This is a genomic window from Granulicella paludicola (assembly GCF_025685545.1).
Classification (GTDB): Bacteria; Acidobacteriota; Terriglobia; order Terriglobales; family Acidobacteriaceae; genus Granulicella; species Granulicella paludicola.
Genome location: NZ_JAGSYC010000026.1, coordinates 534,355 through 556,154, shown reverse-complemented (window position 1 = coordinate 556,154; position 21,800 = coordinate 534,355). Strand labels below are relative to the sequence as shown.

Genomic DNA, 21,800 nt, shown 5'->3' with positions numbered 1-21,800 from the left:
TTTTGCAATCGATCTTGCGTGCTTGCTGGCTGAACGGGAGGAAAGTTGAAGAGATTTGGCGTGCTATGCGTGATGCTATTTGTTTCATTCCTTAGTTCTTCGTTGGCGTGGGGGCAGACGCCGCTGCTGAAACAACTGGTCCAAGAGGATCAAGATTCGCGGATGGGAAAGAGTGTGACGCGCTCTGATCAAGATCGCATCAAGCTTGTACTAGAGCTGATTGCAAAGGGAAGTCTCAAAGGGCCACAAGATCAGTTCGACGCTGCTCTTGTTTTGCAGCACACTCCGCTGACCTTATGCGACGGCAAATTGGTGAGCATGAGCGCGGACAACTACCTGATGGCACACTACCTATTTATCAGTGCCTATGAAGGCGGGTATAAGGACGCCCGCTATTTGATCGCTGCCTCCATCGACCGCTATCTAAGTTTCACGGAGGGCTATCAGAAGTACGGTACGAATCGTGTGAATAATCAGGTTACGGGGAAAGAGGAGCTTGTCCCTATCGACCGGAAAACCACGGATGAAGAACGTGCGAAATACGGTGTGCCCCCGCTATCCGAACTCCTGAAACAATTTCCTGAGCAGGCTCCTGCGAAGACACCCCGATAGGGGTCAGCCTCACGGCTTATTGCACTAATAAGCATGGAGTCCAGGAAATAGCTTGGCCGTTCACAGCGCGCCCGTTTAGTCCCGATAAACGCGCTTCTTGTCAGAGATACTTCCTGATTGAAGCGAAATCTTCGTATTACCTGTCCACAAGAGAAAAGCCACCAAGCAAGATGTTTCAGTTCGCATAGTAGATGTTCGATGTGGACGACATCAGCTTGGTGAAAGGCGAGGCAGTCCATCACCTTAAACTTGAGTGGCACGCCGTACCAGGGATCAGGCAGGATCGTTCCGGCAGGAGCGATGCGTGACTTAGAAGTCAGTTGGTCGCCGACAGGTCGTCACAGAGCAACATCGTTCGAGGAAACGGCTTTCGTTCAGCACACATCTCACGGCTCCCTGAAACGTCGCACTATCAGTAACTACGGCGCAAACCTTCCGACTAATTCTTTCACCAGAAATGACAGCGATCCAGTTAGCCATCAGTTTGCACCGGGACGTTCCGCAGCCTGGATCTCGTAACGTTCCGCTACTACTTGCATGGTGACGATTTTCAGGCCTAACTGCTCCCGTAACGCCGTAAAGAGCTCCGGCCCATCCTTGTCGATAGCAGGATCGGTGACTTGATCGATTCTTAGAGGCGTCCAGTGTAGGTTTACGTCGTACAGGCCGGATAGGCCGGTCTTGTCCTCAACCACTCTTCCTGCACCAGCTGGCCACTTGAGCCATTCGGCCAATTCGCTCATGCTGATTCCGTGAGCTATTAAGGTAGGTCCTGACTTCAAATCAATGGAATGCGGCTGTCCGCTGGATGGCTTCAGACCAGGGCCGAGCTTGCCTGCGAACGCAACAGTCAAGGCGAAACCTTTTGCTGGTCGCCTCTCTGAATGAAGTTTGACGCTGAAGCGCTCATAGGCAATTGCGAGAAGCACCTCTCTGTACACATCCTCTTCGCGTTTCCCTGCCGCACTGCTATCCTGCGCGACGATATCCCAATTGTCATGCCGGACCCAATCCTCTCCGCCCGTTAACTGATTCGGAAGGATATTGAGACCTTCGCGAATCACAGTTTGAAGATTGAAGCAGGCAATCTCGACTCGACCTCCGGCCTGCACTCGTGTTTCACCACACGGCGCACCATCAGGATGCGGTTTGACGGTAGAAACCTCTAGGACGCTCTGTGCATTCAAGGAAACAAAAATGCTAAAGCTGGCTACAATGAGGAGCGCGAAGGCCGAAAGATAGCGCATTTAATACGTAAAGTATCACGATTTGCCATTCGGGATTTACCTGCATAGAAAGACGATCCCTGCGTCTTCCGCAGCCTTCATGAGCAGATTGAAGCGAGATCTTCGTATTACCTGTCTACAAGAGAAAGGCCACCAAGCAAGATGTTTCAGTTCGCATAGTAGATGTTCGATGTGGACGACATCAGCTTGGTGAAAGGCGAGGCAGTCCATCACCTTAGACTTGAGTGGCACGCCGTACCAGGGATCAGGCAGGATCGTTCCGGCAGGAGGATGCCGCCGGAAAGAATCTATTTGCCGATGCAGAAGGTGGAGAAGATGCGGCCCAGAATATCGTCGGTCGTAGTGGCACCGGTGAGTGTGTCCAGCGCCTGCAGAGCGTGGTGCAGGTCTACCAGGATGAGCTCGTGGGGCAGACCCGCTTCATTCGCCGCCTCTGCCGTGGCCAGTGCGGAGAGCGTCTCCGTCACCGCCTGCTGCTGGCGAAGGTTGTTCAGCAGACCTTCCTCTGCCAGCGAGCCGACGGCGTTGAACTGAGCGAGGATGGCTGTTCGCAGATCGTCCAGGCCCAGGCCTGTGAGGGCACTGGTGGCAAGCGAAGTTACAGACAAAAGTGGATCAGGGATAGCTTCCCCTTCCGCCAGGTCGACCTTGTTGCAGATGACGAGGTGCGGGCGTCCGCTAAGGGAATGCAGCAGAGCCTGGTCGTCTTCGGTGACGGGCTGCGTGGCGTCGAGGACGTGCAGCACCAGATCGGCATCGGCAAGGGCCTCGTAGGTGCGGGCGATGCCCTGCTGCTCCGCTGCATCGCTGGCTGCTGTGTGCAGGCCGGCCGTGTCGATCAATCGCAGCGGGATGCCGTCGAGCGAGAGCGCCTCTTCAAGCGTGTCTCGTGTCGTGCCGGCAATCGGGGTCACGATCGCGCGCTCGCGCTCCAGTAAACGATTGAAAAGAGAAGATTTTCCAGCGTTTGGGCGACCGACCAGGGCAATCGCCGCGCCATTGCGCAGCAGCTGCCCCCGCTGGAAGGTCGCAGCGAGAGCCGCCAGCGGCGTTCGAGCTCCCTCTATATATAGAGCAATCTGAGCGGGAGGCACCACCTCCACGTCGTCCAGCTCGCCAGAAGCGAAGTCCATGCCAGCCTCCAGCAGTGCGATGAGGTGGAGCAAGGAGTCTTTTGCCGGGGCCACGCGCCGGGAGAGTGCTCCCCCAAGCTGCTGTGCGGCCACCCGCGCCTGCTGCAGCGTCTGCGCGGCGATCAGGTCGTGGACGGCCTCGGCTTGGGTCAGATCGAGCCGGCCGGAGAGAAAAGCGCGCTGTGTGAACTCCCCGGGCTCGGCCAGACGCACCGGCAGGCCAGAATGAGCGCCCTGAGCAAGCGCCCCGCGCAACAGCACGCCAAGGATGACCGGAGACCCGTGGGCGGCGATCTCCACCAAAGAATCGCCGGTGTAGCTGTGCGGAGCGTGAAATGCGGTCACCAGGCAGTCGTCGATGGTGCGCTCCGGCCCACTGCTACGCAGCGAGGCTGGATCGAGGACGCGCGCGAAGGTGGCGCGGGCGTGGGCCTGCGGAGCGTCGAGGGAGTGCCGCAGTTGCAGGAGCGCGCCGGCGACGGTCAGCGCATCCGGCCCGCTGAGGCGCACAATGCCGATGCCGCCGCGGCCGGGCGGGGTCGAGATGGCGACAATCGTGTCCTGCGGAGCGAAGGGGGTCGAGTCCATGGAGGTCGTTGCGCGGGGGAACCGGGCGCACCCCTAAGCATAAGCGAGAAGGCTATGCGAGTCCGGTGCAGAGCCCTCAGTGGCCGGAGTGATAGGGGTGCCCGGCGCGGATGGTCAGCGCCCGATACAGCTGCTCGGCTGCGACGACGGCAGCAAGCTCATGCGGCAAGGTGATGCGCCCGAAGGCGACCAGCTTGTCCGCCCGCTTCCGAGCGGCAGCAGACCAGCCATCCGCCGGCCCGATGGCAAAGATCAGCGTCTGCGTCCCCGCATCGAACTGCTGCCCCAGCAACGCAGCCAGCTCCGGAGACGACAACTGCTGCCCCTGGCTATCCGCCAGAAGCAAATGTGGCCGGGTGCGGGTGGCGGATTCTTGGAGGAAGCCTAATAAATCAGCCTCTAGAGAAAACGATCGATAAGACGTTTGAGCGTACCGGGCGCTCCGCTTTACGTACTCCTCGATAAGGGGAGCAAAAGAACCCCTAGCATTAGGGCGACTCGCCGAGATGGCTGAAAGTAAAATTTTCATAGAATCTTTGTCAGTTTATCCAGAAATTCATATTTATATACTCCGGTTGGTACGCGAAGCATTAGATCAAAGATAAATTCCCGCAGGAAATTACAGGCTTTCCTCGTAATCAGATGTTTGGCAGGCTACATGCTGACATATTCACAAATATTACTGTGCGCTCGCCAGCTGTCTTTTACGAGTGCAGGAGATTCAGATTCATGAAAAAGTCCGTTGCATGCTTCATTCTTCTGGTGGCCAGTTTCTGCATGCCCTCCCTTCTCTCTGCTCAGGATCTTTCAGGCATGACGGGTACGGTAACTGACTCTACCGGTGCCGCCATCTCAGGAGCCACAGTGGTCCTGTCCAATAAGGCGACAGGCGTGAAGTTCACGCAAACGACCAACGGTAGCGGTTCCTACCGCTTTACCAGCGTGCCTCCAGGGCAGGGTTACGATGCGACGTTCACGGCTCCCAGCTTCAATCCTTTGGATATTCAGAATATCTATCTGACGGTTGCGACAACCCGGACACAGGACGCAAAGCTGCTTGCTGGCGCGAACACGGAAGTGGAAGTGACCGCTTCAAACTCGGAAGTTACGATCAATACGACGGATGCGCAGATTGGTAACACCTTTGATGTGAAGCAGTTGAATTCGCTTCCGGTACAGCAGCGGAACGATCCGACGGCGTTGTTTACGTCTCAACCTGGCGTCACGGACCAAGGTTCCACCACGGGCGCGCGCGTTGACCAGAACTACATCACACTCGATGGCCTTGATGTGAACGACTTCGCAACCGGCAACGCTTCCCAGTCAAACTCCGGTGTATCTTCGGGATTTGGTGGCGCAATCGTCGGACATGCTCCGATTGACGCTGTTGAAGAATTCCACGCCACTGTCGGCGGGTTTACATCTGTAAGCGGACTTGGTAGCGGTGGTCAGTTCCAACTGGTGACCAAGAGTGGCACCAATAAGTTTCACGGAAATATAAATGAGTACCACCGAGATCCGTCGTTGGTCGCAAATAGCTGGTTCAGCAATAACGCCTCGCCAGTAGTTCCGCGTAACCACCTTATCCAAAACCAGTTTGGCGGAAACATCGGCGGTCCAATACTTAAGGACAAGCTGTTCTTCTTCTTTAACTTTGACGACTCACGCATCATCCGCTCGGCCCTGACAGAGCGTACGGTTCCCCTTGCTTCCTTGCGTAACGGCCAAGTGAATTACATCAATAGCGCCGGCAACATTGCTACCCTAACGTCCGCCCAGATTGCTGCCCTCGATCCTGCCAGCATTGGCGCGGACTCAGCTTGGATCGCCGCGTATGCCTCTCGATTCCCCATCTCCAACGCAGCGGGGGGCGACGGAGTCAACTCCGGTGGATATAACTTCAACGCGCCTGAAAACGATTTTGCTACGAACTACACCGGCAAAGTCGACTACAACCTGACCGCTAAGCAGAAACTCTTTGCACGCTTCACCGTCTCCCATGAGAACGCAGCCGAAGCTGCGAACGAGTTCTCCGGTGACCCGCAGACTTCCCCGTTCATCGACCGCACATACGCGTTCGTTGTCGGACATAACTGGATCATCGGTTCCAACAAGACAAACGAGTTGATCCTTGGTGAGACTGTCGAGAACTATTCGTTCCCGAATACCTTCAACCCGGACGGCTCTACCTTCTTCACCTTTGGCGACGGAACCCAGGCGGCGCTAGCATCATCACTCTACCTCAACCCGAGCTCATCGAGCCGCCGCATTCCAGTCATGCAACTCGCCGATAATTTCACATGGACCAAAGGTAGCCACACTCTCCAGTTTGGTGGACTATTCGAGGATATTCGACCGGTAAATGTGACGAAGGCTGACTACAACACGGTTGAGGTTGGTCTTGGTGGTCAGACACTGGGCTTGAACTCCAGCTTGCGTCCCGGCGATATTTACCAGGCCCCCGCTGGCGCGACGGCAGCGCAAACCACGCTTCAGAACACCGCTGAGCAGACCTACGATCAGGCCTTCGCGTTCGTTCTGGGTCGCTTAGGAAATGTTCAGAGCGACTACAACTACAACGCGAGCGGCGCTGTTCTTCCCCAACTGACAGGTGATGTTCGCATCTATCAAAACTACGAGACATCGGTCTACGCTGCCGATACTTGGAAGGCGACACCGCAACTAACGATCTCCTACGGAATCAGCTATCAGCTTTACTCAGTTCCCTACGAGACCCGCGGTCTGGAGAGCGTGGAAACCACCACGTTCAACGATTACATGAAGGCGCGCGTCGCACAGAGCAACGCGGGAGCAACCGGACCCAACGCCGTGCCGATCATCAACTATGTTCTTGGCGGCAAGGCCAACAATGGTCCCGGTATCTATCAGCCGCAGCACAACCTATTCGCGCCTCGCGTGGGCTTCTCTTACAATCCCGGCTTTGATCGCAAGACGGTCTTCAACGGCAGCGCAGGCATCGTGTACGACCGCACAATCATTAATGCTATCCAGCAGATTCAAGATGCTGACTCCTACCTCTTCCAGCAAACCTCGTCTACACCCTACGGAACCCCGGGCGACCCGGTCACGTCGCTAAAGAATGATCCACGACTGTCCAGCGCAGAGCTGAGTTCTCCCGGCACCCTTGCGAAGACACTCAACATTCAGCCGCCATCGACTCCGACGCCTCCATATTCGCCTTTCGCGACTCCATCCATCTGCACTGCGTTGGGTTTCAGCACCTATCCGTGCGGGCTCCAAAACGGTTTGGCTTTCAATGCTACGATCGATCCAGCCCTGAAAACTCCATACTCGATTGCCTATAACTTTGGCATGGAGCACACCTTTGCTGGCGACATGGTGATGAAGCTGAGCTACATGGGTCGTCTTGGCCGTCGTCTTCTCGCTCAGGCGGATGCCAACCAAATTCTGGATTTCCCGGATAAGGCATCTGGTCAGACGCTCTCACAGGCTTTCGCCTCAATGACGCTCCAAAACCGTGCAGGTGTCGCCGCGGCGAATATCACCCCTCAGCCCTTCTTTGAAAACATCCTTGGGGCGGGCTACACAAGCTTCCTCGCCGAAAACTACACAGGCTTGGTTCATAATGGCGATTTTGGAGATTTCGTTCAGGCTCTTGCTGCCCTGGGCGCTCCCCTCAACCTTGGTTCGGCTGCTCAGTTCTCTGAGAACTCGTTCTACACAAGCAAGGGTTTCTCAAGTTACAACGCTCTTCTCGCTTCTCTTCAGAAGAACTTGTCGCATGGGCTGCAGTTCCAGGTGAACTACACCTTCGCTCACTCAATCGACAACACATCGGCCTTCGCGAACAGCTCTGGTGATACAGGTATCGGAGGCATTGGTTTAATCTGTGACGACATCCGCCCCCGCGAGTGCCGGGCGAATTCTGACTTCGACATCACCAACTATGTCACCGCAAACGCGACGTACCAGCTCCCTGTTGGCCGTCATCGCGCGTTCCTAAGCAACGCTCCTCTCTGGCTGGAAGAGATGGTGGGTGGCTGGGACATTAGTGGTATCACGGACTGGCACTCCGGCATCGCCTGGGGTACAAACTCGAATGCATTCGACGCAAGCTATTCGAATGACGCTCCCGGTATTCTCGTGGGCTCCAAAAACCTAGTGCAGACGCATCTCCAGAAACTCGCGGGTGGAGGAGTCAACATCTTCGCCAATCAAGCGGCCGCCCAAGGCGCTTACACGGGTCCCGTAGGCTTCACTATTGGAGCTCGTAATGGTCTGCGTGGTCCCAAGTTCTTCAACCAGGATCTTGGTCTGGCGAAGAACTTCCCAATCTACTCGGATAGGCTGAACCTCAAGTTCCGTGCCGATGCGTTCAACGCCTTCAACCATCCTAACTTCGCCCTGCCACAATCGAATGCATTCAATGGATACGACCAGCAGGACGTGACGAGCAGCACCTTCGGCAACATCACGAGCACAGTCGAGCCAGCAGGCAATCTAAACAATGGTGCTCGCGTGGTGCAGGTTGCGCTGCGCCTTGAGTTCTAAATCAACTATCACACGTACGCTAAGAAGCCTGCGACGAGGAAACTCGTCGCAGGCTTTTGACTTGTCGAACTAAAACTAGATTTTGTATCTCAGTTAGCGCGCTTCTTAGCGGAGGCCTTCCTCCCCGGCGCAACCTTCTTCGTAACGGCCTTCTTTGCTGGGGCCAACTTCTTCGCGGCCACAGCCTTCTTTGCAGGAACAGCCTTTTTCACTACCGCTTTCTTTGCCGGTGCTGCCTTTTTCGCTACGACGGGCTTCGCGACGACCGCCTTCTTTGCAGGCGCCGCCTTCTTGCGCGTAGAGCTGATCGCGGACTTGATCTCGTTGTGCAGCTCGTCGATGCTGACGACCGTGGCGGTCTTCCGCAGGCGCTCAAGCCCGTAGAAGGCGCGCTTCTCTGCGGAGAAGACGTGGACGATGAAGTCGACGTAGTCCATCAGAATCCACTCACCCTGGCGGCGGCCTTCAACCGAGTTCGGATAGGTGCCGAAGTCGCGCTTCAGGCGGATCTCGATCTCATCGGTGATCGCGACGTTCTGCCGATCGCTGTTACCGCTGCAAATCAGGAAGTAGTCGGTAAGGCCGCTCTCGGAGGGATCGAGCGCGAGGATGCGGATATCCTCGGCCTTCTTGTCTTCGGCTGCCGCTACGGCTGCGGAGAGCAGCACTTGAATGTCGGTACGTTTTTCGGTCGCGCTCTTACTTGCCATGGAACTCCTTCAAAACAGCTACCGTTCTAGCCTAATGAGATGCGGCGCAAGATGCCAGCGATAACGAAGAAAAGCTCGTAATAACTCGCCGTCTCTAGCGATACAAATGGTGTTCGCGGATGTAGGCAAGCAGCTCTGACGAGAGCATCCCAGCGCAGTCGCCTCCGCTTGCGAGCTCCGCGCGGATGGCAGTTGCAGAGGCAGGGTGATCGAGTGTGCTCAAGGTATGCACACGGTTGCGTTGCGCCGTCGTCAATGGAGGCAGACTCAGCTCATCGTTCGCGGCGTGCGGGCGTGTCACCACGATCCATTCCGCGATCGCCAGCAGGCTTCCGGGCTCACGCCACAGCAGTAACTGATGGAAGGCGTCGGCCCCCACCACCACAAACAACTCCGTATCGAGCCCTTCCGCCTTCAACCGCCGTAGCGTGTCGATGGTGTAGTTTGGCCTGGGCGGATCCGTCGGTGCTTCAATCGCCGAGGCCTGCAGGCGCGGATCGCCTTCACACAACAACCTCACCATCGCGAATCGATCGGAGTAAGAAGCCGTCGCGCCATTTGGTTTCAATGGCTGATTGCCTGTTGGCACCATCAATATGCGATCTAACGCGTATGTATCCGCGACCGCTCGCGCTACGGCAAGGTGGCCGAGATGAGGTGGATCGAAGGAGCCGCCAAAGTACCCGAGACGCATATCCGATTGTAGCCAGTGACTACGCTTGCAACAGAAAAGGCCCGCGCATCGCGAGGACGCACGGGCCTGGTGCTACAGGAAACCTCTTCTAGCGACGTCCACGGAAGCCGCCGCCCCATCCGCCGCCATAGAACCCGCCGCCGAAGCCGTAACCAAAGCCGACGCCAAGTCCGAACGGATAACCGAAGTAGGGATCGCCCCAACCCCATGGCCCGCCCCAACCATAGCCATACGGTGCATATCCGCCGTAGAAGCCAGAATACGGTTCATATCCATAGCCTGGACCACCCGCGACACGTTCTTCGCCCTGGCGATAGGGCATGGGGATCACGTCGGTCCGCGCTTCCATCGGGTAGAACTCGATGGAGCGCAACTTGCCCGCCGCTGCGGTGAAGGTCACTGCGTGGTCTTCCTTCACCTTCACAGGCTTGGTATCCGGCCCCGCGTTGTTAGCGAAGGCGTTCGCCTCCCCCTTCAGCACGCGAGCCGTATTCGTGGTCGCGTTGAAGGTGTACAGGCCATTCTTCAGCATCTGCACCTGTCCATTCGGCAGGTCGACGAGCAGCAGCATGCCATCGGAAGGCGCATGAACACTGATGTTGGCAAGCCCACGCTCTACACGGAACTCGGTGTGCTTCGCATCGGAGGCGATCTCGCGTACGGTGCTGTCCGGCGCAACCCGGAGGTACACCCCCGGCAAAGGTACAGCATTGGCGGTGCCGCCGGAGGTCGCGAGTACGCCGCCTGCGCTCAGACGAGCGTCGTAGCTCTGATTGGGACCGCGTTGCAAACCGTGCTGGCGCTCGTACTGCTCCGGGCTGGGAGCATGGCGCTCAATCGGCGCTGCTGTGTCCTGCGTGCTTGTTACTTGCGAAGAAGGTGTCTGACCGGCTGGGTCCGCCTGCGCTAACAATGCAGTTGCGGACAGAGTGGCCAGGGCAAGAGGGAGAAAGCGTGTGAGCCGTGGCATTTGAAAACCTCTACTACTTTAGATGCGTCGTAATCCGAAAAGTTTACGAATCTGACTAGCCGGGATTTCACTAAGACCTACGTTGCAGCAACAGATTTCCCAGAAAATCCCTCGAGTGCAGCGCTAATGCGAACCATTTCTTGCATTACCACTTGACAAGCCTTGTCTAACAGGTTCATTGTTCCGTCCGCGATCAAAGCAATACAAAAAAAGTGGCGCAACAAGCCACGATCCTTCGACTTTCTAAACGGATCTTGTAATGCGTTGTGAAATCGACTTCTTCTTGAAGGCCCAATAACTCGTATGCGGAAATCCTTTTCCAGCCTTACCTTTCAGCTCGTCCGAACCCTTCCGGTCGTGCTGCTCTTATGTCTTCTCCCGGCTTCCCTATTCGCGCAGATCGCAGGCTCTGGTTCCATCCAGGGCTCGGTGACGGACTCCACCGGCGCGGTCGTTCCCGGCGCAACGGTCGTCCTGGTAGAGAACTCCACACAGACCAAGCGCACGGCAACCACAGATTCCGGCGGCGTCTATAGCTTCCCCAACATCACCGTTAGCACCTATACACTCACCGTTTCCATGGCAGGCTTCAAGACCTTCCAGCAAAACAACATCGTGCTTGAAGTTGGTAGCAGTATCGCCATCAATGCCGGTCTTCAGGTGGGCTCCACCGATCAGAAGATCGAAGTCACGACCGACCAACTCGCGCTGCAGACCGAAGACGTTGCCTTCAAGCAGACCATCGATCAGAAGGCCGTCACCGAGATGCCCCTCAACGGTCGCCAGATGACCGGCCTCATCGCGCTCTCCGGCGGTTCTGCTCCCGCACCGGGCGGCGACTTCACCGGCAGCAAGTATTCGTACCAGACCGTCTCCGTCTCCATCGCCGGCGGTAACGGCAACAGCACAGAGTGGCTGCTCGACGGCGGCAACAACAACGACTTCATGGGCGGCGGCAACCTGCCCTTCCCCTTTCCCGACGCCGTCAGCCAGTTCAGCGTAGAGTCGACAGCACTCGGCGCGCAGAGCGGCACGCACAGCGGTGGACAGGTCAACGTCGTCACGCGCTCCGGCACCAACACATACCACGGCTCCGGCTTTGAGTTCATCCGTAACAACTATCTCGATGCCACCAACTTCTTCGCTGCAGGCAAGGACACGCTCCACCAGAACCAGTACGGTGGCACCTTCGGCGGCCCTGTCCGCATCCCCAAGCTCTACAACGGCAAAGACAGACTCTTCTTCTTCGTTGGCTACCAGTTTGAGAAAGCAGTCCAGTCCACCGCAACCACCACACAGTACATCCCGACCGCGGCCAACCTCGCAGGCGACTGGTCCACAACCGATCCGGCTCCACTCGCCTCGGGTGGAACAGGTGTGGCGAACAACTGCGGCAGCGTCCAGCAGCTCTATGACCCCATCACCGGCGTCGCTCTGCCCGGCAACAAGTACGGTCAGCCCGGTGGACCTGCTCTGCCTACCTACAACGCCCAGGCACTTGCGCTTTACAAGTACCTGCCCAAGATCGATCCTTCAGTGGACGTGAGCAATTGCGGCCTGGTGAAGTTCGCCATCCCGTACCAGCTCTTCGACAAGCAGTTCGTCACGCGCGAGGACTACACCATCAACGCGAAGAACCACCTCTATGGTCGTTACCTCCTCGATGGCTACCAGTTCCCCAGCTTCTTCTCGCCGACCAACATCCTCATCACGCAGAATGCTCCCGGCAACTACGAGCGCGTTCAGAGCGGCACCATCGGTGAGGACTACGCGCTGAGCAGCACCACGGTGAACTCCGCGCACATCACGATCAATCGGCGCGTGGATGTTCGCTCGTCCGCCCCGGGTATTAACGCCTGCGACATCGGCATCACCCAGTACTGCGCCGTAGCCACCGGCTTGCAACTCGCCGTCGGTAGCTCGTCAGTCAAAAACCACTACTGGAACACCTACTGCGGCACCTGCGCTCCAGGGCACTATAACGACAACACGCTCACGATTGACGATGATGTGAACCTCGTCCGCGGCAAGCATCAGATCGTCTTCGGTGGAGAGTACGTCCGCAACCAGCTCAACATCGTGGGTGCGTACGAATCCAACGGCAACTTCACAGACAGCGGCATCTATAGCGGCAACGGACCTACCGGACTCCTGCCCGGAGCCACCAAGGCCGCTACCGCTGGCGATGCGAACCTGGACTTCCTGATGGGCTCCATGAGTGCCTACCAGCAGAGCAAGCAGCAGCAGAACGCTCTGCGTGGCAACGTGCCCAGCCTCTACGCGCAGGACACCTGGCATGCGGACAAGAAGCTCACCATGGTGGCCGGTCTCCGCTGGTCTCCGACCTACATGCCGGTCGACGTCTTCAACCGCGGCTCCATCTTCAATATGGCTGCCTTCCTCGCGAATCAGGTCAGCTCCGTCTATCCGACCGCACCCGCTGGTTCGTTCTTCTATGGCGATCCCGGCGTAACGCGCGAGTTCACACAGAACTCTCCCTGGCAGTTCTCTCCAAACGTCGGCCTCTCCTACGATCCCGGCGGCAATGGCAAGACTGTCATCCGTGCCGGCGCAGAGTTTGTCTACGACCAGCCCAACTACTTCACCGCTCAGCGCGTCAATCAGAACCCACCCTTCGCCACAGCCAGCAGCCCGAACACCTCGCAGCAGCTTTGCTTCAGCACCCCGTGGCTGATCGGAGGCACAGGTTACGGCTGCTCTCAAGTCGGCGGCACAAATACGTCACCCTTCCCGCAGCCAGTCGTGCCCACCAAGGCACAGGCTGTCTTCCCGGCGCAGGGTCAGTTCATTGTCCTCCCCAAGCACTTCCTGCCTTCCGACACGTTCCAATGGACGGCCAGCATTCAGCATGAGTTTTCGCATGGCTGGGAGCTGCAACTCGACTACATCGGTAACAAGACCAGCCACTCTCCCATCGGCACACCCTTCAACCCGGCTGTCTACATCCCAGGAAACTGGGGCGCTGGTGGAACAGGTTGTGCGGGCATCGTGACCACGGGACCGGCGGCGGTTACGCCGGGTGCTGCAGGTACTCCCTGCTCCACGACGGCGAACCAGAAGTCGCGCTTCGCTCTCGCCATTGCCAACCCCTTGCAGGGCAACCAGTACCTTGGCGGCGGCGGCGGCTCGGTCGTCATCAACGACTTCGGTACGGCCAACTACAACGGCCTCGTCACCACCGTGCAGCATCGTCTCTCCTCCACCTTCAGCTTGCTCGCAAACTGGACGTGGTCGAAGTGCCTCAACGAAGCCGACGGCATGGGCGATCTCGCTGGCACCAGCATCGAGAATCCAGCCAACCCGGCGCTGGACTACGGCCCCTGTGGCTCGGACTACCGCCACATCGAAAACGTAGTGATCGTGGCTAAGAGCGAGTTCGGCCTCTCCAACAGGCTCGTCAAGCTGCTGGTCAACAACTGGGAACTTGCTCCGCTGGTCCACATCCAGAGCGGCGCTCCGTTCACCGTTACGCAGGGTTCGGATATCTCTCTGACCGATGTCGGCAACGATCGTCCGAACCTGGTTCCGGGTGTGCCGATCTATCTGCACCAGAACATCGAGAAGGTCGCAAGCGAAGCGACGCATGGCTATCTGAACCAGGCAGCCTTCGCGCCGAACCTGATTCCGGGAACCTACGGCAACATCGGTCGCAACTCCTTCCGCGGTATTCCTTCCTATCAGGTGGATGCGCAGATCTCGCGTATCTTCGTCATCCACGGCCTCGTCAACCTCGACTTCCGTCTGGAGGCGTTCAACGCCCTCAACCACCCGAACTTCAGCAACCCCAGCGCCAGCACAGGCGCGGGTCCTGCAGTCTCGGGAACCTTCGGACAGATCTCGGCCACCACCAACGAACCCGGACCGGGCGCCTCCAGCGCGCGTGTCTTCCAGGGAGGCTTCAAGGTCTCCTTCTAATCCACCTCATCACCAACAGAGAGAGGGTGCAGCTTAGCTGCACCCTCTCTCTGTTGCTTGTCTTCTTCTACTATTTCGATTGCGGCCCAGATATCAACTTGGATACATCGAAGCCCATCGCCGCGGCCTGGGCTCTGATCGAGGCAAGCTCTTCATCCGATGGCTTCAGCTCGCGCGTGTAGATCCAGAGGGACTTATGATTCGGCGTGCCAATCAAAGTCCACGCATAGCCTGTCGACGGGGGTGGGGGCGGCGGAGCGATGTGGGGCATCACGGCTCCATTGGCCGCTGTCGCGGCAGGCATTCCGCCTGCTGAAGCGTCGGGCGTTGTTGCTGTAGTACTGCTGCTAGCAGGGTTTGCGGATACCGCAGTTGGATCTTCCTTCTTCGCCGCAGGTGTCGCTGTTACCGGAACGATCGGTCCGACTGCGACCACCCAGTATTTGCGGGTGAGCGGAAAGTAGGTCCGCACCTTCAGCGCGCCGGAACCGTTGTCCTTCACCGTGGTGAAGTTCCAGGAGTCTTTGTAGCCTTTGACATCTGTGCAGGCGTCGACCAGCTGCAACTGCGTAGGCTTATCCCCGAGGGCGATCAACTCGATTGCGTCGGCTGCGCAGTGCTTCTCGCGCTTATTGGGCAGGCGAGCTGCTTCGTACCAGCTGCCGACGAGACTTGCCTTATCAAGCTTCGGGATTGGAGAGACGGATTGTGCGCGCGCGCAAGCCGGTAGCAGAAGCAAAACGCCTGCTAAGTTCACTGTCTTTCGTGGACGACTTGTCACGCTACGCACTCTCCGCAGGTTTTCGAACTGTAGCCAGAGTACTAGGCTGTCTTTACTGGATGCAGCGCGGCACGAACCTTATCGACGTGCGTTCCGTGCGAGCGAATGGCTTCGTGCAGCTCCTGGCTGGTCACGTTGAATTCCTTCGACCAGTAAGCGATATCGGATGCGATCTTCGGATTGATTTCCTTCGGATCGTGGGGACCTTTTGCATGCTCTTCGTGCGGAGCGTGAGCTTCGTGCTGCTTTGACTTCTGCTCGTGTTCTACAACTTCATGTTTGGACATTGTTTTGCTTCCTCTCTTTTCAGTTAGAGGGATGTTCAAAAGGGGCTTTGAGGATGTCTGAGGGTCCCGCTGCCTCTCCCGAAGGTCTGGGTCAAAGTCCTGAGAGCGCAAGGCTTAGAGGTTGCCTCCGGACGTCGCAAAATCGCACCACCTCGGGGCAGCGGTTTCAAAGCTTCGGCAGCACCTGCGTGACGAGCACCTTCTCGGCGCCCTCGTTATCGGCCTTCGAGGCCTTCTCGCCATCCACCGTCACGAGGATGAGGTGCTTGGCCTTCAGCGCATACAGCGCGGCACTGGAGCCGGAGCTCGCAATATAGAAAGCATCCTCAGCCAGCCCGGTCACAGGAACCATCTTGCCCGTTGCCTGCATCTGGTCGCGGAACGCTTTGTACTCGATGCCGGCGTCCTTCACGGAGAGGTACACGCGGGTTTCGCCCTTGGCGTCCTTCCAGGTACATTCGTTCGGTCCCGCCTGCCCGGGCTGCACCGGCGAGCCGAGCACGGCCTTCACCTGCGCATCGCTCAGGAGTGCACACGGAGCAGCGGCCTTCACGGCCGTACGAGCCTGAGCCTGCAAACATACATTGGCCGAAAAGAAAGCAGCAGCGGCGAAGGTAGCGAAGGTAGCGAAACGGTTCGTGCGCAGGAGCATGGTGGGTTCTCTCTTCCTTAGATGCAGCCGCGCAGTCTCGAGCCATCCCCAAGCTACGGCCGCAGCGTCCCTGCATACTTTGCGGCGACAACATTATCCTGCACCCGCTGCATCGCCGCCGCGTCGGGCTCGCCCTGCGTCATCACGCCTTCAAAAAAGTACCCCGTCGCCGAGTTGCTGTTATCGCCCCCGATCCCCAGGATGATCGCGCCCTCCTGCTTCATCGGCTGATAGTGGTCCAGCAGCGGCACCTTGCCAGTCGAGCTCAGCTTGCCGCCGTTCAGCCTCCCCTGCGCATCGCCCTGATACATCGCGTAGGTATGCTGGCCGTCGTTCGCGCCCATATCAGTGACGAACATGGTCCCGGCAGGCACCGCCAGCCCACCCGGTATGCCGTCCTCCATATCGAGCCCCACATCCGGAGCATTCAACTTCGCCCGATACATAATGTTGATCGCGTCCATGTGGCCATACTTGTTGTCCTTGCTGTCCACCTCGGCATTGCCAAAGTCGAAGCAGCACCTCTCGTTCAGGTGCAGCGCGGAGGTCACCATATACACGCCCTCGGGCTCCCCATGCACCGCCGTCTTCTTCGGCTGGTTGTTGCGATACCCCTGGCCCGGCTCGATCGCGATCCCATACACCCTATGCCCGCCCACCATCGCCGGCAGCGCCGTAGCCACCGCCGGCACGTCATAGCCCTCCGGCCCGGTCCCATGCGCATACCCGCCCGGAGGCGCAGGCGTCAGGTCGTTATGGTTCGGCGACTGATCGTACAGCCTCGTGATCACGCACGTCGTATCCCGGCAAAACGTATCCTGCGCAGCCGCATCGGCGACGCCATCCGGCAGCACCCCAACGTCAGCAGCCTTCCCATCATGCAGCCGCGTCACCTGATACAGCGACCCGGCATAGCTGCGATAAAGCGCCCGCGTCGTACTGATGGCCGCAACACAAGGCGTCTTCGCCGCAAGCAGATCGCAGGGGTGCTCTGTCAGTTTTTGTGCTGCGGCGGAGTGCGCTCCTAGAGCAAGTGCAAACGAGGCAAGGGCGAGAAGCTTAAGGCAGCGTGACGGTGAGAGGTGAGCCATGGTGTCTGCGAGTGTCCTTTATAGGAAAGATTCTGGAGCGCCAGGTAATGTCGCGTTCCCACGAGGGAATTGTCTCAGAGTCAGACCCGTGTTGTGGAGCTAGCGGTTTGTTACACTTGGCGGATTCCAGGCCGCTGAGAGGTTCGCTGTGGGACAGAAGAAGTCGAAAGTGCTCCCTTTCCCCAGGAAAGGGCTTGCGCAAAGCCGGGCCTCTGCATCTAAAATTGATATAAACGCAAGTTCTGGCGAGCGGCCTCCAAGTCTGGCTGAGCCCGATCTGCGTCTAGCGATCACGAGGATCGTCCACTATGGCACTGTTTGGCAGACGCGGCATGCCGGACAAGACCGCAGCTACCGCAATGTCAGCGACGACGATATCCAGCACATGCTGCTGGGACCCTGGGCGCTGGAACGAACTCCGGAGTGGAGCGAGGAGCATCGCAACTGGAAGTACCGGGTACGTGGTGCCGATATAGAAGGGGATGAGTTGACGCTCATCGTCTCCGTGAACACAGAAGGACAAAAGCTCAGCGTGATCACAAAGTTTTAGTGCGCGTCTAGAGCGCAGAGCAACAAGGGGAACAGGACATGGCGCGTAAAGCAGAAGTGAAGGTATCGACGAAGCAGAAGCCGTATCACTACCCGGGAGCCGGGTTGCCGAACGTGTATCTGGTGGGTGTGGAGTGCACGGCCGATGCCGACACCGGCGAGGAGTCCGTCGGCATTCCCTGCCTGCCCGAATTGCTGAACGCGCTTGCCGTCGCGGTGGTCACCAAAGACTCGACGCTGACCGGCGATGAGTTGCGCTTTCTCCGTAAGCGCCTGGGCAGGTCATCCAAGGACTTTGCCGCCATGGTCGGTCTCACCAGCGAGCAGTACTCGCGCATCGAAAACGGGGCAGTCCTCACGGCCCCCAACGACAAGCTCATCCGCCTGATGTTTATCGGCCTGGGCCTGCTGAAGTCGACCTTCCCCAAAGACCTGATGGAAAAAGTCGCCGAAGCCAACTGGGCGGCGATCAACCACAAGCAGAAAATCATAGCGACGCATGACGCAGGCCGGAGCTGGGTTGTGCAGTCAAAGGCAGCGTAACTTCAGGGTCAAGGCGGGATGGGCGAAGACGATCTTCGTGTCTCCGAACCCCCATGCCGAGGCCAGCGTGACGGTGAAAGACGCGCAGAGCGGCAATCTGGTCTTCGCCTACAACGTGGACAAGTCGAACGCAGTCCGCGCCCTGTTTCTTTTTATGGGGTCTTTGTTGGCTGATTTAAGTTAGGCCCTTCCGGGGTGCTTTTCTGGGGAGAGTAGTGGTGGTCCGGGTGAAGCAGGTCCTCCGCTCAGGATGACAATGCAAAAAAGTGCGCGGGCAAACATAAAGGGTCGAGGCAGAAGCCTCGACCCTTTATGTTTGCGGCTACTTCCGGTTACTGGAGGAGTGGGCCGCCTTCGTTGCCGTATTTGGAGTCGTCGGGGGGGATGACGGTGGCGGAGGCTACCTTGTCGTCCTGCTCGAGGTTTAGGAGGCGGACGCCGGAGGTGCTGCGGCCGGCGGCGCGGACGGATTTGGTGTCGATGCGGATGATCTTGCCGAACTGGCTGATGACCATCATCTCGGTGGTGTCGTCGACGAGCTGAATCGTCGTGACCTTGCCGATCTTCGAGCCGGTCTTCATGTTGATGACGCCCTTGCCGCCGCGAGACTGCAAGCGGTAAGCATCAACATCGGTGCGCTTACCGTAGCCGTTGTCGGAGACGGAGAGGATGAGGCAGGGCGTAAGGCCGAGCTTTTCATCCAGCTTGGCGAGCTTCGCGGCGACCTCCTCCGAAACGACAGGCGCGGCTGGGGTGTCGTCGGATTCGGCGAGAGCTAGAGGTTGTGAGGAAGCGGAGTCCTGTGCCTCGTCGATCACCGAAGCGACCTGATCCGTAAGGCCTGCGGCGGCTGCGCGTTCGAGGCGCTGCTTGTTGCGGGCCTCGGGCGATGGAGTTACAGCCGCGCCGATGACGTAGTCGTCCTTCTTCAGCGTGATGCCCTTGTTGCCGAAAGCGGGACGTCCCATGCTGCGCAGGTCCTGCTCGTTGAAGCGGATGGCCATGCCGTCGTGGGTGGCGAGGAAGATGATCTGCTCGCCGTCGGTGATCTTGGCGGTGATGAGCTCGTCTTCCTTGTCGATGCCGATGGCGATGATGCCGCGGGCCATGACGTTGGAGAAGTCCTTGAGGGCGGTCTTCTTGACGACGCCGTTGCGCGTGGCGAAGAGGACGTACTTGGAGTCTTCTTCGAGGTTGCGGACGGGCAGGATGGTGACCACCTTTTCGCCGGGCTGGAGGTCGATGAGCGAGGCCATCGCCTTACCCTTGCCGGCGGCGCCGACGTCGGGGATCTCGTAGACCTTGAGCCAGTAGACGCGGCCGCTATTGGTGAAGCAGAGCAGGTAGGCGTGGGTGGAGTCGATGATGAGCTGCGAGATGAAGTCTTCCTCGCGGGTCTTCATGCCGATGCGACCGGTGCCGCCGCGCTTCTGCTGGCGGTAGGTGGCGATGGGCGTGCGCTTGAGGTAGCCGGTGTTGGAGACGGTGACGGCGACCTGCTCGTCCTGGATGAGGTCTTCGAGGGTGAGCTCGGTGGACTCGTCGAGGATGATGGTGCGGCGTTCGTCGCCGTACTTGTCGCGGATGTCTTCGAGCTCCTTGCGGATGACGCCGCGGAGCTTCTTCTCGCTGCCGAGGATGGACTCGTATTCGGTGATGTTGTCGCGGACGGCGCGGAGCTCGTTGAGGAGCTCGTCGATGGAGAGCTGCGTGAGGCGGTAGAGCTGCAGTTCGAGGATGGCATCGATCTGCTTGTAGCTGAGGATCAGCGTGCCGGCCGAGGCGTTGGCCAGCTGGGCGCTGACGCTGCCGCCGAGCAGGTTGATGTTGTACTTCGTCGGGTCGAGCGTGATGCCGTCGAGCTCGGCTCCGTTGAGCGTGATGCGCTTGTTGGAGAAGTAGCTATAGAGGTTTTCACGTGCGTTGGCGCGGCTGCTGGACTGGCGAATGATCTTGATGACCGTGTCGAGGTGATCGAGCGCGATCTGGTAACCGAGCAGAACGTGTTCGCGGTCGCGTGCCTTGTTGAGCAGGAAGGCGGTACGGCGGCGGACGACGTCGATGCGGTGGTCGATAAAGGCGTGGATCGCCTTGTCGAGCGGGAGTTCCTTCGGCTGGCCGTTGTGCACGGCGAGGAAGATCATGCTGAAGCTTTCCTGCATGGATGTGTGCTTGTAGAGCTGATTGAGCACGATCTCCATCTGGGCTCCGCGCTTGAGTTCGATGACGATGCGCATGCCGTCGCGGTCGGACTCGTCGCGTACGTCGGAGATGTCGTCGATGATCTTTTCGGTGACGAGCTCGGCGATGCGCTTGATGAGCGTGGACTTGTTGACCTGGTAGGGGATCTCGGTGACGATGATAGCTTCGCGGCCACCGGAGATGGCTTCCTTACCGCACTTGGCGCGCATCATGAATCGGCCGCGACCGGTGGAGTAGGTCTGCTTGATGTTGCTCTTGCCGTGGATGAAACCACCGGTGGGGAAGTCCGGGCCCTGGACGAATTCGAGAGCGAGTTCTAGGTCGGTGCGGGTCTCGTCCTTGGCGCGGGTGAGCAGCGCGATGGTGGCGTTCAGAACCTCGGTGAGGTTGTGCGGTGGGATGTTGGTCGCCATGCCGACGGCGATGCCGGTGCTGCCGTTGATGATGAGGTTGGGGATGCGCGCGGGCAGGACGGCGGGCTCGGTCGTGGATTCGTCGTAGTTGGGGACGAAGTCGACGGTGTCGGAGTCGATGTCGGCGAGCATCTCACCGGCGAGGCGCGTCATACGGCTTTCTGTGTAACGCATGGCGGCCGGTGGATCGCCGTCGACGGAGCCGAAGTTACCCTGGCCGTCGATGAGTGGGTAGCGCAGCGAGAAGGGCTGGGCGAGGCGCACCATGGTGTCGTAGATGGCGGAGTCGCCGTGCGGGTGGTAGTTGCCCATCACGTGGCCGGTCACCTTGGCGGACTTGGTGTACTTCTTGTTGAACTGGAGGCCCATCTCCTGCATGCCATAAAGGATGCGGCGATGCACGGGCTTGAGGCCGTCGCGGACGTCGGGCAGGGCGCGGCCGATGATGACCGACATCGAGTAGTCGAGATAGCTGCGACGCATCTCCTCCTCGATGTTGATGGACAACATCTGGAGGGCACCGGGGCCGGTGGGCGCAGTGGGACCGTCACCGCCGCTACCGCCAGCGGGCGGGTTGTTGGAATTTGCATCCTGCGAGGTGGGGTTTATGTTGTCGTCACTGCCGAGGGGGAGCTGGTTCTGATCGTCTGCCATCACCCTTGATTATAGCGGGTTTCATGCCCGGAATTGCACAGCGAAACGCGCTGCAAAAGATCGTGAAAGGGTTGTATTCCGGCACTTTAGGCGCGGTTCCTGTGCTGCATTTCCGGAGCTGCGGATAGGAAGGAATCAAGGAGCGCAACGGAGGTGGTTGCAAGGTACTTGTGGCAGATGTGCGATGCAGCCTCCTTGCGACTGC

The 21,800-nt window shown here is 58.6% G+C and carries 17 protein-coding genes; 6 read left to right on the top strand and 11 right to left on the bottom strand.

Translation table 11 applies throughout. The features are described 5' to 3' along the window. Nucleotides 1-45 precede the first annotated feature (45 nt). On the top strand, nt 46-612 hold the full coding sequence (locus OHL14_RS17895; protein ID WP_263380747.1) for a hypothetical protein: 567 nt from the start codon (nt 46-48) through the stop codon (nt 610-612). A gap of 479 nt (nt 613-1,091) precedes the next feature. Here OHL14_RS17895 and OHL14_RS17890 read toward each other — a convergent pair whose 3' ends face one another. From OHL14_RS17890 to OHL14_RS17880, 3 genes are all read right to left on the bottom strand, one after another. Next, a complete protein-coding gene (locus OHL14_RS17890; protein WP_263380746.1) occupies nt 1,092-1,859 on the bottom strand; it encodes a TIGR03435 family protein in 768 nt (255 codons plus the stop codon). Between the two features lie 287 nt (nt 1,860-2,146). Beyond that, nucleotides 2,147-3,580, bottom strand: a complete 1,434-nt coding sequence (mnmE, locus tag OHL14_RS17885; protein ID WP_263380745.1) for a tRNA uridine-5-carboxymethylaminomethyl(34) synthesis GTPase MnmE — start codon at nt 3,578-3,580, stop codon at nt 2,147-2,149. A 76-nt stretch (nt 3,581-3,656) separates the two neighbouring features. Further along, entirely contained in the window at nt 3,657-4,109 is a 453-nt protein-coding gene (locus tag OHL14_RS17880; RefSeq protein WP_263380744.1) for a 23S rRNA (pseudouridine(1915)-N(3))-methyltransferase RlmH, read from the bottom strand. A 248-nt stretch (nt 4,110-4,357) separates the two neighbouring features. Between OHL14_RS17880 and OHL14_RS17875 the strand changes: the two genes are divergently transcribed. After that, nucleotides 4,358-8,113, top strand: coding sequence for a TonB-dependent receptor (locus tag OHL14_RS17875; protein ID WP_263380743.1), 3,756 nt, complete (start codon nt 4,358-4,360; stop codon nt 8,111-8,113). A gap of 89 nt (nt 8,114-8,202) precedes the next feature. On the opposite strand, the gene rsfS is transcribed toward OHL14_RS17875, so the two are convergent. The 3 genes from rsfS to OHL14_RS17860 form a co-directional block, all read right to left on the bottom strand. Then, the gene (rsfS, locus tag OHL14_RS17870) at nt 8,203-8,823 is read right to left on the bottom strand and encodes a ribosome silencing factor (RefSeq protein WP_263380742.1); all 621 of its coding nucleotides are present in this window, start codon (nt 8,821-8,823) and stop codon (nt 8,203-8,205) included. Between the two features lie 94 nt (nt 8,824-8,917). After that, a complete protein-coding gene (gene nadD, locus OHL14_RS17865; RefSeq protein WP_263380741.1) occupies nt 8,918-9,517 on the bottom strand; it encodes a nicotinate (nicotinamide) nucleotide adenylyltransferase in 600 nt (199 codons plus the stop codon). 88 nt (nt 9,518-9,605) lie between these two features. Continuing rightward, entirely contained in the window at nt 9,606-10,487 is an 882-nt protein-coding gene (locus OHL14_RS17860) for a hypothetical protein (protein WP_263380740.1), read from the bottom strand. Nucleotides 10,488-10,790: 303 nt separating this feature from the next. Between OHL14_RS17860 and OHL14_RS17855 the strand changes: the two genes are divergently transcribed. Then, a complete protein-coding gene (locus tag OHL14_RS17855) occupies nt 10,791-14,423 on the top strand; it encodes a carboxypeptidase-like regulatory domain-containing protein (RefSeq protein ID WP_263380739.1) in 3,633 nt (1,210 codons plus the stop codon). Nucleotides 14,424-14,493: 70 nt separating this feature from the next. Here the strand turns inward: OHL14_RS17855 and OHL14_RS17850 are convergent, their stop codons facing one another. The 4 genes from OHL14_RS17850 to OHL14_RS17835 form a co-directional block, all read right to left on the bottom strand. Then, the gene (locus tag OHL14_RS17850; RefSeq protein ID WP_263380738.1) at nt 14,494-15,204 is read right to left on the bottom strand and encodes a lipocalin family protein; all 711 of its coding nucleotides are present in this window, start codon (nt 15,202-15,204) and stop codon (nt 14,494-14,496) included. A 41-nt stretch (nt 15,205-15,245) separates the two neighbouring features. Continuing rightward, nucleotides 15,246-15,491 carry a DUF3606 domain-containing protein gene (locus OHL14_RS17845; RefSeq protein ID WP_263380737.1) on the bottom strand — a complete coding sequence of 82 codons (246 nt, stop codon included), beginning with the start codon at nt 15,489-15,491 and terminating at the stop codon, nt 15,246-15,248. A 166-nt stretch (nt 15,492-15,657) separates the two neighbouring features. Next, nucleotides 15,658-16,143: a hypothetical protein gene (locus tag OHL14_RS17840; protein ID WP_263380736.1), complete on the bottom strand. Its 486-nt coding sequence runs from the start codon at nt 16,141-16,143 to the stop codon at nt 15,658-15,660. 53 nt (nt 16,144-16,196) lie between these two features. Beyond that, nucleotides 16,197-17,234 (bottom strand): arabinofuranosidase catalytic domain-containing protein, encoded by a 1,038-nt coding sequence (locus OHL14_RS17835; protein ID WP_263380735.1) that lies wholly within the window; start codon nt 17,232-17,234, stop codon nt 16,197-16,199. Nucleotides 17,235-17,382: 148 nt separating this feature from the next. Between OHL14_RS17835 and OHL14_RS17830 the strand changes: the two genes are divergently transcribed. From OHL14_RS17830 to OHL14_RS17820, 3 genes are read left to right on the top strand one after another with little or no spacing between them, the layout of a single operon-like run. Beyond that, the gene (locus tag OHL14_RS17830; RefSeq protein ID WP_263380734.1) at nt 17,383-17,784 is read left to right on the top strand and encodes a DUF4258 domain-containing protein; all 402 of its coding nucleotides are present in this window, start codon (nt 17,383-17,385) and stop codon (nt 17,782-17,784) included. A 38-nt stretch (nt 17,785-17,822) separates the two neighbouring features. After that, entirely contained in the window at nt 17,823-18,326 is a 504-nt protein-coding gene (locus OHL14_RS17825) for a helix-turn-helix domain-containing protein (protein ID WP_263380733.1), read from the top strand. A gap of 37 nt (nt 18,327-18,363) precedes the next feature. Beyond that, nucleotides 18,364-18,510: a hypothetical protein gene (locus tag OHL14_RS17820; protein ID WP_263380732.1), complete on the top strand. Its 147-nt coding sequence runs from the start codon at nt 18,364-18,366 to the stop codon at nt 18,508-18,510. Between the two features lie 148 nt (nt 18,511-18,658). On the opposite strand, the gene gyrA is transcribed toward OHL14_RS17820, so the two are convergent. After that, nucleotides 18,659-21,595 carry a DNA gyrase subunit A gene (gyrA, locus tag OHL14_RS17815; protein WP_263380731.1) on the bottom strand — a complete coding sequence of 979 codons (2,937 nt, stop codon included), beginning with the start codon at nt 21,593-21,595 and terminating at the stop codon, nt 18,659-18,661. Between the last annotated feature and the right edge of the window lie 205 nt (nt 21,596-21,800).

Coding starts and splice junctions, on each gene's coding strand:
- rsfS (WP_263380742.1), bottom strand. CDS start 8,823: ATGGCAAGTAAGAGCGCGACCGAAAAACGTACCGACATTCAAGTGCTG.
- nadD (WP_263380741.1), bottom strand. CDS start 9,517: ATGCGTCTCGGGTACTTTGGCGGCTCCTTCGATCCACCTCATCTCGGC.
- mnmE (WP_263380745.1), bottom strand. CDS start 3,580: ATGGACTCGACCCCCTTCGCTCCGCAGGACACGATTGTCGCCATCTCG.
- OHL14_RS17825 (WP_263380733.1), top strand. CDS start 17,823: ATGGCGCGTAAAGCAGAAGTGAAGGTATCGACGAAGCAGAAGCCGTAT.
- OHL14_RS17840 (WP_263380736.1), bottom strand. CDS start 16,143: ATGCTCCTGCGCACGAACCGTTTCGCTACCTTCGCTACCTTCGCCGCT.
- OHL14_RS17860 (WP_263380740.1), bottom strand. CDS start 10,487: ATGCCACGGCTCACACGCTTTCTCCCTCTTGCCCTGGCCACTCTGTCC.
- OHL14_RS17890 (WP_263380746.1), bottom strand. CDS start 1,859: ATGCGCTATCTTTCGGCCTTCGCGCTCCTCATTGTAGCCAGCTTTAGC.
- OHL14_RS17880 (WP_263380744.1), bottom strand. CDS start 4,109: ATGAAAATTTTACTTTCAGCCATCTCGGCGAGTCGCCCTAATGCTAGG.
- gyrA (WP_263380731.1), bottom strand. CDS start 21,595: ATGGCAGACGATCAGAACCAGCTCCCCCTCGGCAGTGACGACAACATA.
- OHL14_RS17855 (WP_263380739.1), top strand. CDS start 10,791: ATGCGGAAATCCTTTTCCAGCCTTACCTTTCAGCTCGTCCGAACCCTT.
- OHL14_RS17835 (WP_263380735.1), bottom strand. CDS start 17,234: ATGGCTCACCTCTCACCGTCACGCTGCCTTAAGCTTCTCGCCCTTGCC.
- OHL14_RS17845 (WP_263380737.1), bottom strand. CDS start 15,491: ATGTCCAAACATGAAGTTGTAGAACACGAGCAGAAGTCAAAGCAGCAC.
- OHL14_RS17875 (WP_263380743.1), top strand. CDS start 4,358: ATGCCCTCCCTTCTCTCTGCTCAGGATCTTTCAGGCATGACGGGTACG.